This is a genomic window from Leptospira gomenensis, from assembly GCF_004770155.1.
Lineage (GTDB): Bacteria > Spirochaetota > Leptospiria > Leptospirales > Leptospiraceae > Leptospira > Leptospira gomenensis.
Genome location: NZ_RQFA01000010.1, coordinates 39,632 through 54,561 on the forward strand (window position 1 = coordinate 39,632; position 14,930 = coordinate 54,561).

General features: G+C 47.3%; 15 protein-coding genes. 6 read left to right on the plus strand and 9 right to left on the minus strand.

Annotated elements, in window-relative coordinates:
* Positions 1-7: 7 nt before the first annotated feature.
* Together EHQ17_RS01385 and speD are read right to left on the minus strand one after the other, a co-directional pair.
* The gene (locus tag EHQ17_RS01385; protein ID WP_135591933.1) at positions 8-874 is read right to left on the minus strand and encodes an S-adenosylmethionine decarboxylase; all 867 of its coding nucleotides are present in this window, start codon (positions 872-874) and stop codon (positions 8-10) included.
* A 99-nt stretch (positions 875-973) separates the two neighbouring features.
* On the minus strand, positions 974-1,360 hold the full coding sequence (speD, locus tag EHQ17_RS01390) for an adenosylmethionine decarboxylase (RefSeq protein ID WP_167881247.1): 387 nt from the start codon (positions 1,358-1,360) through the stop codon (positions 974-976).
* A 146-nt stretch (positions 1,361-1,506) separates the two neighbouring features.
* On the opposite strand from speD, the gene EHQ17_RS01395 reads away from it, so the two are divergent.
* Positions 1,507-2,055 (plus strand): hypothetical protein, encoded by a 549-nt coding sequence (locus tag EHQ17_RS01395; protein ID WP_135736121.1) that lies wholly within the window; start codon positions 1,507-1,509, stop codon positions 2,053-2,055.
* A 205-nt stretch (positions 2,056-2,260) separates the two neighbouring features.
* Here EHQ17_RS01395 and EHQ17_RS01400 read toward each other — a convergent pair whose 3' ends face one another.
* A complete protein-coding gene (locus EHQ17_RS01400; RefSeq protein WP_135591927.1) occupies positions 2,261-2,749 on the minus strand; it encodes a DUF2505 family protein in 489 nt (162 codons plus the stop codon).
* Positions 2,750-2,866: 117 nt separating this feature from the next.
* Here EHQ17_RS01400 and alr point away from each other — a divergent pair, with 117 nt between their 5' ends.
* The 4 genes from alr (at position 2,867) to EHQ17_RS01420 (ending at position 6,936) form a co-directional block, all read left to right on the plus strand.
* Positions 2,867-4,006 carry an alanine racemase gene (gene alr / locus EHQ17_RS01405; RefSeq protein WP_135591925.1) on the plus strand — a complete coding sequence of 380 codons (1,140 nt, stop codon included), beginning with the start codon at positions 2,867-2,869 and terminating at the stop codon, positions 4,004-4,006.
* Positions 4,007-4,073: 67 nt separating this feature from the next.
* Positions 4,074-5,216, plus strand: coding sequence for a 1-acyl-sn-glycerol-3-phosphate acyltransferase (locus EHQ17_RS01410; RefSeq protein WP_135591923.1), 1,143 nt, complete (start codon positions 4,074-4,076; stop codon positions 5,214-5,216).
* A 20-nt stretch (positions 5,217-5,236) separates the two neighbouring features.
* On the plus strand, positions 5,237-6,148 hold the full coding sequence (locus tag EHQ17_RS01415) for a hypothetical protein (RefSeq protein ID WP_135591921.1): 912 nt from the start codon (positions 5,237-5,239) through the stop codon (positions 6,146-6,148).
* Entirely contained in the window at positions 6,145-6,936 is a 792-nt protein-coding gene (locus tag EHQ17_RS01420; protein ID WP_135591919.1) for a hypothetical protein, read from the plus strand. Before EHQ17_RS01415 ends, EHQ17_RS01420 begins: the two co-directional genes overlap by 4 nt.
* Positions 6,937-7,007: 71 nt before the next feature.
* On the opposite strand, the gene EHQ17_RS01425 is transcribed toward EHQ17_RS01420, so the two are convergent.
* Positions 7,008-7,697 (minus strand): Crp/Fnr family transcriptional regulator, encoded by a 690-nt coding sequence (locus tag EHQ17_RS01425; protein WP_135591917.1) that lies wholly within the window; start codon positions 7,695-7,697, stop codon positions 7,008-7,010.
* Between the two features lie 225 nt (positions 7,698-7,922).
* Between EHQ17_RS01425 and EHQ17_RS01430 the strand changes: the two genes are divergently transcribed.
* Positions 7,923-8,123, plus strand: coding sequence for a YgaP family membrane protein (locus EHQ17_RS01430; protein WP_135591915.1), 201 nt, complete (start codon positions 7,923-7,925; stop codon positions 8,121-8,123).
* A gap of 118 nt (positions 8,124-8,241) precedes the next feature.
* Here the strand turns inward: EHQ17_RS01430 and EHQ17_RS01435 are convergent, their stop codons facing one another.
* From EHQ17_RS01435 to EHQ17_RS01455, 5 genes are all read right to left on the minus strand, one after another.
* A complete protein-coding gene (locus EHQ17_RS01435) occupies positions 8,242-8,907 on the minus strand; it encodes a dienelactone hydrolase (protein WP_135591913.1) in 666 nt (221 codons plus the stop codon).
* A gap of 224 nt (positions 8,908-9,131) precedes the next feature.
* Positions 9,132-9,869, minus strand: a complete 738-nt coding sequence (locus EHQ17_RS01440) for a LytR/AlgR family response regulator transcription factor (RefSeq protein ID WP_135591911.1) — start codon at positions 9,867-9,869, stop codon at positions 9,132-9,134.
* Entirely contained in the window at positions 9,853-11,799 is a 1,947-nt protein-coding gene (locus EHQ17_RS01445; protein ID WP_135591909.1) for a PAS domain S-box protein, read from the minus strand. The genes EHQ17_RS01440 and EHQ17_RS01445 overlap by 17 nt, the downstream gene beginning before the upstream one ends.
* 82 nt (positions 11,800-11,881) lie before the next feature.
* A complete protein-coding gene (locus tag EHQ17_RS01450) occupies positions 11,882-12,568 on the minus strand; it encodes an LIC_20245 family lipoprotein (protein WP_135591907.1) in 687 nt (228 codons plus the stop codon).
* The gene (locus EHQ17_RS01455; protein WP_167881248.1) at positions 12,565-14,862 is read right to left on the minus strand and encodes an ATP-binding protein; all 2,298 of its coding nucleotides are present in this window, start codon (positions 14,860-14,862) and stop codon (positions 12,565-12,567) included. Before EHQ17_RS01455 ends, EHQ17_RS01450 begins: the two co-directional genes overlap by 4 nt.
* Positions 14,863-14,930 lie beyond the last annotated feature (68 nt).

A 14,930-nucleotide genomic window follows, 5' to 3' on the forward strand; every position in this document is an offset into this window, starting at 1 on the left:
ATTTTCCTTAGAAGCGGTTGGTCACGGTGAGTCTCATCGCGCCGCCCTGGAAAAATGTACGGGTAAACTCGGAAGCCACTTTCGGATCGTAAGACTTACAAGAGAAAATATCGATGTACGAAGTATTGGTATCGTTTGCAAAGTGCGCCGAAATACAGGACGTTTCGATCAACTGAAACATAGAATAACCCGCCACTCTTTCGTCTTCCCCGAAGTGAACCACTACGGTTTCGCCGAAACGTTTCATTTCGATCAGATCACAAAGTTCTATCACGTACCGTTTGATCGCGTCCGCGTCTCGGATTAAACCCGGATCGCAGTTTTCGAGATCGATGGAAGTCAACAGTCCCCAAGCGCCGTTTACAAAGGCCGGGTGAACTTTCAATTCTTCGTTTGTGTCGATCTGCGACTGAATGTAGGTCGGGAAGTGCTTGTGAAAACGGGAGCGAAATCCGTCCGCCGCATTTCCGGAAGACAAAGCGAGTTCTTCGGAGTGCATCGCCGGATGAAAGGAAATTTCCTCACCCGCAGAGATGTCCCGCAGAGCGACCAAGGTGATATCCCCTTGATACCCGCAATTTGCGTCCTCTTTTTGACGGATTAAATTGATGGAATCGATTCCGTCATCGTGCAACGGAGACACGAGATAAAAGTCCCGGTTGACTCGGTGCGGAGTCGCCAATCCGGAAAGTCCGGCCAGTTCGTTTTTATGAACCGCCTTTCCTCCCCAAACGGCTACGACCTCGCCGGCAGGAATCCGTTCTCTGGTAGAGAGGTACGTTTCTCCTGAATCGGAGGTTTGAATCTCAAGAGAACTTCTGAGATAAGAAAAACGGGTTACTAATTTTTGGGATTCTCTGGTTTTCAGACTCATCGTCTTTACCTCTCTCTGCTAATAAAATAAGGGTGTTCTCCGCCCGAGAGCGAAGAAATGGATCCGCTTATAAACATTTGGGATTTTTGGGTGGAGACTTTAATTCCCAACTGGCTTGTGATGAAGGTCTACGCCTAAGTTCAATACACCACGTTTCATTTCCACGACGGAAATGCTCTTCGAGCCAAATTTCTCTTTCAGATAATCCAGGGCTGCCTGGTTATCGATGAGATCCCCACAGGTAAACACGTCCACGGCACAGTAGCCGTATTCGGGCCAGGTATGAATCGCAAAATGGGACTCACTAACAACAACCACGCCGCTCACTCCAAACGGACTGAACCTATGAAAAACCGACTTAATCGTCGTGGCACCTGACAGGTCTACGGACTTTAACATGATGTCCTCAACTAACTCGTGGTTGTTAATGGTTTCGTAATCGCAGTCGTAAAACTCGGCGATCACATGTTTTCCCAATGCGTTCAACTCCTCGGCACCTCCAGAAGAACAATTAGATTAAGAATCGAGAATGATTTTTACTATATTTTTTTGTCAACCCTGACTGTAAATTTTATTTTATTTTTTTGGAATTGTTTCCGAACAAAGAGGGCCGTTTTAGAATCGGATTATTTTTGACGAAAGAAGAATCCCCTTCTTTCGTTTCCTCTGTAACAAAAATGATACAAAGAAAGATCCATATTCCCCTCAAGATCGCCTTACTTTCTTCGTTTGTCTTGTTGGTCGCCGTTTGGTCCACTCTACGTCGAATCGGTTCCGCGGAATCGTCGCCGGAAAGCCCTTGGTTGACGATTCCGGAATCTTCTTTGATCGAACGGGCGGAAACGGAAGGTAAGCGGATCCTTTTTCTTGTGGAGCCGTCCTTTTGTTCGGATTGTGAATCGATCCGGAAGAAGTTCGAATCCTCGGCTACGATCCAAGATCGTTTTCTTTTTACACGAATCGAAGAAACAACGCAAAAAGAGCGTTATGAGGCCGTTCTTCTGGACGATCGCTTGAGCGAGAAAATTCCACTGCTTTCGGCTGGAAAAGGTTTTTGGGGAATTCGAAACGCTTCGGACGAGATTCTGTTTCTTTCCCAGGGGGTTTTCGGGGAAACGGAAGAACGGCTTCTCCTGGAATCCGCACAAAACAAAAAATCCGACTCCGGCTCGGTTCGATAGAATCGTTTGGAACCGATTTGACTTTCAGCGAAAAGGTCGGAATCGGCTTGGTCTGCGTTTTGCGAGGCCGGTTGTCCGATCGTTCCCGCAAAACTTGCTTCGGAAACGGTCGGATTTTGAAAACGTGGGAACTCCCCCGTTTCCGGTCGTCTTCGAGATGAGCCAAGCCGTCTTCGGGTTGCGTCGTAGAGCTTGCGACGACCCGTTAGGATTGATACGAATTGAGAAATTCCGAAATGGAATGTTTGTCCTTTTCCAAAGAATGTTTGTGCACTTCTTCAATGACCGCTTCGATCGCGGCGCCCATCAAAAACACTCCGGATTTGACCTCCACGTCGTAACTTCTTTCCGATTGATCCGGACCCAGTTCCTTGTACACGGAAACTCCGCGGATCGTGACGATGTTTTCGTTGCCGGGTGGCGCAAGGGTGAACTCGTGAGTATTGGTTTCCAAATCGAATGTGGAGTTTTCCAATAAGGACGGATCGGACAACAAAGCGGCCAAGACCTTCGGCATGGATTCAGCGAGTTTTACCTTGCGCTTTTGATAGATAAACTTGCCGTCCTTTTTTTCTTCGAGCAGCTCCACGTTTTTCAACTCGGGGAACTTATCCAGATATTTGTATCGATCTTCTCTGGCCTTCAATAGATCTTTTAAAGGAACGGGAAATTGTTGTACTACCTTGTATTTCATTCGGGCCTCTGGTAAGTTGTGTTCGAAGAACGTCGGTTTTCCAATCCAGTAAATAAAAAACTATGGGAAGAATTTGCAAGACTTTAATTCTGGGCGCAAGGTCTTCGGTGGTATTCGATGAAAGAAATTGCCTCTTCCTGGGTGGAAATCTCCAAACGGGCGCTTCGCACAAATCTGAATAGTTTTCGGTCCGTCCTCCGTTCGGGTTCGGTTCTTACGGCCGTTCTCAAATCGAACGCGTACGGTCACGGTTTGGAGACGATGGCTCGTCTTTGTGTCGCCGAAGGTGTTACCCGTTTCGGCGTCAATTCCCTCGAAGAGGCTTTACGGATTCGTAATCTATTCCCTTCGATCGAAATCCTGATTATGGGAGAAATCCAAAATCCTTCCGAACACAAGGACACGTTAGCCGATTCCGCGTTTCACGTCGTTTTCTCCAGAATCGAAACGGCGAGAATTCTTTCCTCCTTAGTCCCCGCTCCGAAACTTCATCTCAAAGTGGACACGGGTATGGGTAGACTGGGCACACACGACGATTCGCTGCGCGCCGTTTTATCGGAGTTAAAGGATTCGGGAATCGTTCCCGATGGAATCTGCACACACTTTGCGAGCACCGAAGACGTTTTAGAACATAAGTATTCCCTAATGCAAATCCGTAAGTTCGAAGAAGCGGTAGTGACGGCAGGAGCCTTCGGGTTCAAAAATTTAATCCGACACGCGTGCGCCTCCGCTTCGACGATGTTGTTTCCGGACGCGCACTACGAAATGACGCGGATCGGGATCTCCCTTTACGGTCTTTGGCCGAGTATGCAGACGAGACTTTCGCTTCATCTTTCGGGCAATAAGGACTTTCGGTTGGATCCGGTTTTGAGTTGGAAAACCAGAATCGTACACGTACAAAATCATCCGGCGAACAGTTTTATTGGCTACGGCTCCACGTTCCAGACGACGTATCCCACGAAGGTCGCCGTCGTACCGATCGGTTACTACGAGGGCCTGGATCGGAAACTTTCGAGCAACGGAGATATGTTGGTTCTAGGAAAACGGGCGCGGATTTTGGGAAGGATCTGCATGAATATGAGCATGCTCGACGTCACTCACATTCCCGGTGCGGAAGTGGGAAGTGTCGTCACCGTTTTAGGCAAAGACGGGGAGGAATCCGTAACCGCGGACGATATGGCGGATCGCACGCACACGATCAATTACGAAACGGTAACGCGGATCAGCGAATCGATTCCTCGGATTGTGGTAGACTAGAAACTCTCTCTTTCTTAGTCTTACTTGTATTCGAAATTCTTCTTAAAACCAACAGCACAAGGCCAGCATGTCCGAGACATCTTCCACTTCCGAATCTTCCCTTCCGACAAACATCGTTTATTCCACGAAAACCTACGATCGATTGATCGACCTCGTTTATAAAACTCGTGGAATTCTTTTCGATTCGATCGAGGAATATTTTTCCGATTCCAATCGAGACAAAATCCTTCGCGCTCCGTATCCCACCGTTATCATAGGAAACCACGTCGAAGAAGGCGACGTTCCCGCGCTCGCCGCGATTCATAAAAACGTTCATCCTAAAATCAAGTTCGCGATTCCGGCGCGCGAGGATATCCTTCAAAAAAACTTTCTCGTGAAGGAATTCCGACCCAAAGGAATGCTCAAATTCATCCTTCATCTGATCGACAAATCCAACGTCATTCCGGTCTTTCTCGATTACATCGGTTGTTTTCCGGTGAAACGTCCCTTCCGCGACAACGCGCGCGAACTTTTGAAAAAAGGGGAACTTAGAAATATGGTGGATCAGGAATGGTCCGCGCTTGTGGAACGGGTGCGTTCCGGTCGGAATCTTTTTATGTTTCCGGAAGGCACGTTCAATCACGACGGTTATCTCAATCAGATAAAAAAGGGGGTTTATTTTATCCGAACTAAAATTCGGGACGTACATTTCATCTCCTTCACTTTGACCTACGACTATCTTTCCGCCAAAAAAACCCAGCTTCATATCGCGTACGGAGACAACTTCGACGTCTCCGAAACGGCGGAAAGCGACGAGGTCGCCAACATCGTCAAGGAAAGATTGGGTAAAAACTACGTCGCCACTTCGGGCAATCTTCTTTCCGCGATTCTTCTTCAACTCGGTTCGGAAACCTCGACCAGCAAGGAGATTCTTTTCAAACGTCTTCAAATCGTCGCGGAAGAACTTAAGAAAAAAGGGAAAGACATCCATGTCTCCGGCAAACTTTTTTCCTCCCATATCGAGGAAGCGTTTCAGAATATTATAAAAAAAGGATTAGATCACAAACTTCTCCGTCTGGACGGAAACGGAAACGTATTAGGAACCGATAAACTGAAACACAAGGAAGGGGACGTCAAAAATCTGATCAAAAAGAACACGTTCCAATATCACGCGAATCAACTAACGTTCCACAAAACAGAATTGGACAAAATCCTTCTTACGCTCTCTTGAACAAGGATTAAGAATCGCTCATGGGACTCTGGAACAGTTTTTTTTCCCCTAAAAAACGATACACTTCCGCGGCAAAAACCTGGCTCGAAGACCCGGCAAAAATTCGAACAAGCGCGGCGAGAATTTTGGATTTTTTATTCGATTCCACGCTCAAGGAATTATTGCCGGATAAAATCTCGATTTCCCTCGAACCGATCGCGGGAATCCGACTCCCCGAGGATAAACTACGTCATATCGTAGACGGTTTGGATCCGAAGTCGATCCTCCCCTTCTCTTCGGTTTCGGAGGCGATGAGCGTGGAAACTCAGGAAGCGCTCCTGGAATTGGCCTCCGGTTCGATCGCGGCGCCTTCCAAAATTTTTCTGATGAAGATCCTGAATCAAAAGGAAATCCAGGGGATGTTTTCCGGAGGTTTGGAAAAACTCCTGGTCGAATTCAATAAAAAATTGAATCCTCTCGCGGGCGTGTTTCAAGCCGCCGGTTTCGAAAAACAGATCTCCGGTTTTTTATCCGCGTTCCTTCCCGGCTTTACGGAACGGATGGCGGAAGTGCTTCAGTCCTCTTCCGAAAGCGAAGCGGGCAAAACGTTGATCCACAACACGTTACGGATTCTTTTTAATTCCGGTTTCGGAGATTTAGGTCATTGGGAAACGACCGATTTGAGGAAACGACTGGAGAAATTGAGGGACGCGGTTTCCAAAGATCCGCTCCTGGAAAAAAGTCTGGAGACGTTTTACGGCAACTTCCGCGATTCCGTTTTGAACGAATATCCCGGAGAGACGTTGAAGGAATTTTTCGGTTATTCCGAAGAGGAATATCGAAGTCTTCGCGATTCGATTTCGCATAACGTCGCGCAAAACGTCCTCGCGATCCACAGACAAAAACCGCTGACCGGGCTTTTATCCGGTTTACTCGAGGACGTGCTTGAATGAAAAAAGTGATCAATCAGATCGGAAAGGCTCTCGAATATCTCGATAAACTGGGTACGGGAAAATCCTTTCAGCTGTTTCGGTCCTTAGGTTACGAAAAACTGTATTCTCTTTCGGAAAAGGTGGATCACAAAACCCTCCTTTTTATCAGCCAGAATCTGGACGAAAAGACTATTATAGAATTCTTAAATAGAATTCCCGAAGAAATTCTCGTGACACTTTTGTCCACAGTCAAACCGCAGGACGTCGCTTATTTCGCAAACAGCATTCCGATGGACGATCTGGTTCTACTTTCCACGTCGATCGCGGCCTCGGACATCGCGGAAATGTCCCTGAAAACCGGAAGGGAAAATTCCGCGGAGCTTCTCAAGAACATTGGAGCGCTAAAAGCCGTAGATTTGTTAAACGAAGTGGGAGTACAGAATTTCGTCGAACTTTCGCTCCGTGTCCCGCCGACGGAACTGATTCCGGTGGTTCGGGAATTGACTCCGCAACAAGCGGGGATTTGGATCCGAAAACGAGGCGTGGGGGAAATTCCGCGTTTGATCGAAGCGTTCGGCGTACGGAACCTTCTTACGTTTCTGAGGGCTTTAGGGTTCGAGAAAAATCTCCATATCATGGAGGTTTTAGGTTTGGAGGAACTGATCGAACTCGCGTATACGGTCTCAGGTATGGAACTCCCCGGTCTCAAACGAAAATCCTCCGCTAAAAAATCCTCTCCGAAAAAAAAGAAGATCGCAAAAAAAGGAAAGGCGAAAGCCAAGAAAAAAACTAAAAGGCTCAAACGTTAGCCGAAATCGAAACGGCTTTTCCTTCGATTCCCGCCGTAATAAACCGACATAGACACTCTATCGCGTTGCGTTTAATCCAATAACCTCGCCAGAGAATCGGGATCGCGCACGCTGATCCTTTTTTTATCGATTTCGATCCAGCCCCTGCACTTCAAATCGGATAGGGTTCGTACGAGAGTTTCCGTGGTGACGCCGATGATCGACGCCATCACTTCTCGGGTGAAAGGAAGTTCGATCTCGGAGCCTTCTTCCCGCATACGCTCCAATAGATATTCGGAAACCTGCGCGTGCACGTGACGCGTTCCCATAGAATAGATCTTATTCTCCGCTTCCCTACTTTCCGTCGCCATTTTGTCGAATGCGAGATTTCTAAATTCGGAATCGGTTTGTAACAAAAGACGGAATTCGGATTCGGACACGAACTGAACCTCCGTGTCTTCGAGCGCGACCGCGTTGTGAAGGTAGGTTCCTCCCCCGATGGAATCGCGCAGTCCGACCCAACTGCCTTCATAATGAATTCTGAATGTTTGTTGCTTGTCGGCGGTTTTGGAAGCGCGGTAAGATCGTACGGAACCTTTTACGACGACGTAAAATCCGGGCGAAGTTTCCCCTTCCTGAAACAAGATCTGTCCTTTTTGATAGAATCCGTTTTTTTTATCCTGAAACGGTAAACCCGAGGACGGCACCAAACGCAACGGTTCCTTTTGTTCCGTTCTTGTTGTTTTCGAAATCGGCGCGATGGTCTTTTTTAGGGCTGTCATTGGGTTTCTCCTTCCTTTAGGAATTGTATTATTCTTATCCCAATCCTCCCCTTTCGTCAATGGGTGAAGGGATTTGCGGCGGATTGGGCAGGTTTTCTGCGGATTTAGAGGAGAAAAATCGAGAACAATCGGGAGATGATAAAAATCAGTTTTCGATTTCCGCGAAATCGGTTGTGAATCGCATCGTTTTTAGGTTCCAATATAAGAATAAAAGGAGTTAGTAATATGCAAGTAAACGAAGGAACAATCGATAGAATTTTGAGAGTTGCGGCGGGAGTCGGACTGATGGTTTTCGGTTATTGGACTGGCGGAGGATTTGGCACCGGTATGATGATCTTCGGTCTTATTCCGTTGGCGACGGGCCTTTTGGGTTGGTGCCCTCTGTATACCGTTTTAGGAATCAGCACTTGTCCGATTAAAAAATAAACGTATAAACCGAAGCCGGGACTTTCACAGTCCCGGTCGATCCTTTTCGACTTCGGCTCCCACAACTTCGATCGTTCCGATCACGATCCCGTCCGGGACGAGTCGATGAAATATTCCTTCATTCCGCGAACTCCAGAATTCTCCTTTTTGGATCCGCAAACCAACGTAACACCGCGTCCGAAACAAGGCCCCATTTCTGCGGTTCGTCGAAGTGACTGGGCGATCCCGGTATTTGATACAAACGTTTTAACGGAGTATCCATCCGATTCAGAATGATTCGGTTGGTTTCGATTCCGCGGAAATCCAACGCTCCTAGGATATTCAACACGGACACGTCGCTGAAGACGATGTTCAAAGGCAACAATCCGTCTCCGATCAAAGCGATACTTTCGATTTCGCCCTTTAAAGACGAGGCGGCCCGAAATATTCTTTCCGCTATATTCGATAATCCTAAATAAGCGAATTTTAATTCCTTCGTTTCGGGATTTGATCGCAGTTGACGAGTGATTCCTATCAATCGATCCGCCAATAAGGATTCGTCGAAACGGTTGGCGGAAATCCTCCTTTCGTCCCCGGTCAACAACTCGGATAATACGAAAGTGGCGATTCCGTTTTCGTTTAGGTTCGCTCCCAGTCGATCGAAACGTTCCAGATATTTTTCGTTGTTCTCCCCCACAACCAGGATGACGAGCAAGGTCGCACTTTCGGGGAGGCTCAGATTGCCCTTGATATCCACGCGGTTCACACGAACGGCCAATGTTTTGGTTACAATTTCTCTTTTCATCGCGACGAACCGACCTTCCGTTTTTAAACGGAGGATCCGCAGCTTACTTCGGATCGGACGGAAAACATACTAACCCGGGGTCGGAAACCGGTCAATCGGCGACGGGGGATATTGCGAACGTATGGGGTTTTCGGTAAACTGAAAGGGTGAAAATGAAGGAGCGGCGTTTTTCTTTTTTCGCTTACAGTGCGTTAGGCGAAATGGGAAGGATTTCGTTACTTAAGTCACAAAAGCTCCTTCATCTTGGAGATGTATTTTCTTCCTACGGGCAACTGTGTTTCGTCTTCGTCCTTGAGATAAACGGTGTAGTTTCCCATGTTGTCGCTGTGGAGGTGCGATAACTTCTCGAGATTGATGATGTATTGTTTATAGATACGCAGAAAACGAGTGGGAGGAAGTTTCGTTTCCAGACTCTTTAAGGATTTATACGTTACGTATTCCCTCGAATCCGTATGAATGAGGCTGAAATTGTCCCTCGACGAGATGTAGTTTATCTCCTTATACGGAATGAGAAAATGATTCTCCTTTTCGAGGATAAAAAGCCCGTGTTCGTTAAACACGTTTTTGACGGTCGGCTCTTCGGTTTTACGATCCAAAAACTGAACGGCTCGATCGACGGCCTTATAAAATCTGTCCTTGGAAAACGGCTTTAAAAGATAATCGATCGCTCCCATTTCGAACGCGTCGATGGCTTTGTCCCTAAGCGCGGTAATGAAGATGACGTATGGTGGAGTTTCCAGTCGTTCCAAAATTTCCAGCCCGGACAACAGAGGAAGATTGATGTCGAAAAAAGCCAGATCCACCTCTTCGTTGAGAAGATATTCCAATGCGTCCTCTCCGTCCTTTGCGACCTTGACTAGTTTCAACTCGGGACGCGAAAGACAGAAGTTGACGAGAAGCTCGCGAGTGGGCGCCTCGTCTTCCACGATGAAGGTTTTCCATTCCTTAATTGTTTCGGTCATAATTCTGGAGATCCGGCAATTCCTCGTTTTTACGATTGTCGAAGGTAACGGTCACTACCGCTCCTCCTTCCGGATGATTTTCGATCTTCACTTCCGATTCGTAAAGATAAAATTTCAATCGTTCGGATATATTCATAAGAGTTCTTGAATGTATATTTTCGTCCTTTAATCCGACTCCGTCGTCGCGAACTACGATGAACGTTTTAGTCCCTTCCAAGAACGCACGAACCCAGATAGTCCCCTTTCCTTTTTTGTTTCTCAATCCGTGAAGATAGGAATTTTCCACGATGGGTTGCAACGTCAACGGCGGCAGCGTACACTTGGAGAAATTTCCGATCTTTTCGACACGCACATCCAGAAAATCGGAGAATCTGAGTTTGAGAAGTTGAAGATAGTTCTCCATAAATTCCCATTCCACGTCGAAGGACACGAGTTGTTTGTTGGCGTGATCCGTCAAAAAACGATAGTTGTCCGCGAGCATCAGGATCGCGGAATCCGCCATAGAAGGATTGGTCTGAAGATAGGAATGAATGATGCTCAACGTGTTGAAAAGAAAATGAGGACTCATACGATCCTGCAATGTTTTGAGGTTGTTTTCAGCGTGTCTCGCCTTCTCTTCCGTTTCCTTTCGTTCGGTGATATCGTTGCGGATCGCCAAATACTGATACGGTTTTCCGTTTTCATCCAGGATCGGAGAAATCGTCGTATCGACCCAATAGAATCTTCCGTCTTTGGCCTTGTTCTTGATCTCTCCCTTCCATATTTTTCCTTTGGAGATCGTACTCCAAAGTTCCCGGAAGAACTCCTTGGAATGATAACCGGAGTTGATGATCCGATGATTCTGTCCCAGAAGTTCGTCGCGGGAATATCCGCTGATATTACAAAAATTCTGATTCACGTATATGATCGTTCCGGCGCGGTCCGTAAACGCGACGATCGAAACGGCGTTTAACGCGGTTTGAAAATCCGAAAGCTCCTTGAGCGATCCCTTCAACTCGCGTTCTATCTCCTTCGTGTGAGTGATGTCAACTCCTACGAACCACTTCTCCCAGCCGGGCAAAGGAAACTCGGAAGATAGATTGGAGAGAAATATCGTCTTCGTTTTTCCGTCTTTGGCGAGAAGTTCCAATTCCCAGTTTTTAAAATCGGAATCGAAGATCGTGGCATCCATTTTGCGTGCGGCGGAAACTCCCGACTCGCGGAATAATTTTTCCCTTAGGAAATCATCTTTCCCGATGACTTCCGCCTGCGAATATCCCATAACTCGTTCGCATTCGTGATTCCAAGACACGAGACGAAAGGATTCGTCCACCGCCATAAAAAGTATGGGCATGTTTTCGAGGACCTTCCTCATTCTACTTTCGCTTTCGCGTAAGGAACGTCTCGTATTCTTTTCGGCGATCAAACTTCCCAGATGACGTACGACACAATCGAGATACGCCCCGAGGGTTTCCACTTCCTCGGGAGAATCGGACGAAGAATACAACAACAACGTTCCTATGTGCGAGTTGTCCGCGAGAATGGGAACCGTCAACACGGAACGGATACGATCCGCCGCGAGGGGAGGCACCGCATAATCGTCGTTATAGGATGATTTCCATACGATACGTTCGATCGTCCGTATTGCCAATAGGGAAGCGGACGAAGGAGCGGATCGGTTTCCTTTTTCCTCGTTCGGACCTTCGGTTTTTAAAACGGATGCGGATACTTCTTCGTAGAATATACGATCGGTTTCCAGAAAAAAACCGCCGGAAGCGGGACGATGAATCCAGGCCTGTCCGTATATACTCGCGGACTGCTTGGACAATTTTCCCAAGACCTCGGAGAGAGCGCGTTCTAAGGTGATGTCGTCTCCGTACAAACGGGAGAACAATTCCAGACAATCCGCCAGAACCTTCACCCGTTCGAGTTCCTTTTCGATTTCGTTCATAACAGATCTTTTTCCGGGTGATTGGAGCGCGTTATGCGACACCGCTTTGACACCTTTCGTTTTCTACGATACGTAGTTTCCGTTACGGAGTTTGTTCCAGATTCTTTTTGGCCGAAAGAAGTTCGTCTTTACTTTTTTGCAGGGAAGACAGACGTTCTTCGATCGTCGTCAAGGAAGCGGCCGGATAATTGTTCCGAGGATTTTCCTTAAAAAGTTTGAGACCGTACGACAGAATTTCGGTCATATCGTCCGATCGTTTGATTTTCGTTTCCAGATAAAATGACATCTCCGATTTGGGAACTTCGCGTCCTTCCAACAATGCGGCACGGATTTCTCCCATCCGTTCCTCTTCTTTTTTCCGTTTTTCTTCCTGTTCCTTGCCGAGTTCACGAGGGATGAGAGCGTTGTTCGGGAACCGTTCCGCAAGAGGTTTGGCTCTTTGGATCATCTCTTTTCTGAGTTTCTCCTTTTCTTCCGGAGAAAGTCCCTGGATTCCGCCGACTTTCCTTTTTTCCGAATCCGCGTCCGAGTTTGCGTCCGTTTCGTTTTGCGCGGTGGTTTCCGGTTCCGCCGATCCGGAAAAATCCAGAAAGGTTCCGGATTCGAACATGGATTCCTCTTCAAGAACTACGGTTCGTTTGCTCAAACCGCTTCGTAAGGTTTCGTCTTCCCGGTTTTTGGAAGAAACGATATCGTCGCCGAAGAAAACGAAATACAAAAGCGAAGTCAATACGACTGCGATCGGTGCGAAGATAAAAATGCGTTTCATGTAGTTTGTAAGGGTAAAAAAATCCTGAAATTGCTTCCACCATTTACACGCGATTCCAATCGAATTTCTCCGTTCATCTTATGAAGAATGGTCCGCGAGATGGGCAAACCCAATCCAGTGCCTCCGATCCGTTTGTTGCGATCGTCTGGAATCCGGAAAAAACGTTCGAACACCTTTTCGATGTATTTCGGGTCGATTCCCACACCCGTATCCTGGATCTGTATTTCGAGTTTTCCGGAATCGGAATCGATCATTCTGATTTCTATACTTCCCTTTTCGGTATATTTGATCGCGTTTACGAAAAGATTGGTGATCACCTGCGAAAATTCGAATCGTATTCCGCGCACTTTCAATTTTTTGACGAGAGACAACTTCACCTCCAATCCCTTTTCCTTAGCGGAAGGTCCGTTCGAATAGACCACCTCTTCGATGACGGAAGCCGGATCGAAATTTTCGATCAGACCCGAATTGTCTTCTCCGCGCACTTCCTCGAACTTGAGTAGGTTTTCGATGAGATGATTGAGACGTTTGATGTTCTTTTCGATCACGTCCAACATACTTTCCTGTTCTCCGGTCAGACTGGAGTTCAGTTCGGTCCGGATGAGTTCGAAATATCCCTGTATGTTCGTCATCGGAGAACGGAGTTCGTGACTGATATTGGAAATGAATTCGTGTTTGGCCTGTTCGATTTCCTTCTTTTCGGAATCGTAGAGGATATGGACGAGATAGTTTTTTCTCGCGCGTTCGAACAATGCGGTGATGCTCAAAGAAACCTCCATCTCCGATTTATCGCGCAATCGCATCCTGGCCTGATCGACACGCAACATCGTCTCCGCGGTTTTGGAGGAAGAAGACCATTCGCTCATTTCGTTGAGTCCCTGAAAAAGGTCCTCCAAACGGAGATCGGTCACGCTGTCCTTGCTGTATCCGGTAAGACTTCGGAAATTATAATTCCCTGCGATCAATGTTCCGGACACGGAATCCAAAAGAATTACCGGAATCGGGGAAAATTCGAACAGATAATTGAACCGGTCCTCGGAAAACTGGAGTTCCATCCGGATTTTGTCCATTTCCAATTCCTGCATCATCATGACGTTTTCGATCGCGACGGTATGCAGTTCCTTATAACGGATCTCCTGAAACAGATAATCCAAGATGGAATTGACTCCGCTTCGGATCGCGGATGCGTTTCCCTTCAACGGAAGGGAAGCGAGGCGTAACGTTTTTTTGGAATTGTATATGTTGAGAAGGAGGTTTTGCAGATCGGAAACCAAATCCCCCATTTCCTTTCTTTCCCCGGCTTTTTGCAGAAGTTTGGCCGACTCGTCCTTACTCGCAAACTGTTCCTCCATCAGAGCGGTTTTTCTGGCTCCGAACGCGGACGGATATTCCGGGATCGGTTCCCGGGCCGCCAGTTGCAACGCTTCGGACAAGACGGCGGGAGGATCGGAAAAATGATCCATCGATCTCCAGTAAATTTTACCGAGATATTCCAACTCCTCCGGATCGGCTTGAGCGGACAACATCTCCCGGAGATCCTGCGACGGTTGTTTGAAGAAATAGTGGAGTTGATCCGCTTCTATCTTGAACTCCGGAACGGTTTCCTGAATGGCGTGTTCGGTGGAACCGCTCGTGTTCTCGATGAGGGATTGAATGGCACGGGTCAACGCGGATTGGATCTTGTTGACTCGGTCCGGATTCGTACGGGTGAACTTTCCGGAAAACGCGAGCATATTTACGGGAAGACGATACGGCGGCAGATCCCTTCCCTCCGAGATGCGAAACCCGTTGTTGAGAAAATGAGATTCCTGCACGGAACCGATCAAACCCAGCGTACTCGTCTGGGAGAATTCGTATTCGAGAAGCGTCGGTCTTGAAAGTATGAAGGAATACGTGATCTTTTTGCGGAACCGATTGGAACGAAGGAATTCCGTCGCGAGCAGTTTATCCACGGAATTGTTTTGTAATACGGGTATGAGATACGGAGTTCCGTCCAAAATGGAATCCGTACTCGAGTTGAATCGAGAATAGAAGGAATGGATCATCCTCGAAAGGATCATTCCCCGGTAGATCGACTTGTTCGGTGCCGTTTTTTTGAGATGAAGATCGAGCCATGTGGTGAACGGAATCTCTCCCGCTTCCATTTTGCCCGTCGTCAAAAACGCGAGAATCGCGTCGTAACTTTCCAAAATTCGGATTTGAACCGCCAGTCCTTCCTTTTCAAAAAAGCCTCTCGATTTCGCGTAAACGATCGGGAACGCGGAAATTCTGGAAGTTACTGCGATTTCGATCACAGGGAGCAGTATTTAGAAAGCCACGGATTTTTCAAGAATCCCTTGTTTTGGACAAAAAGAAAAAAGAT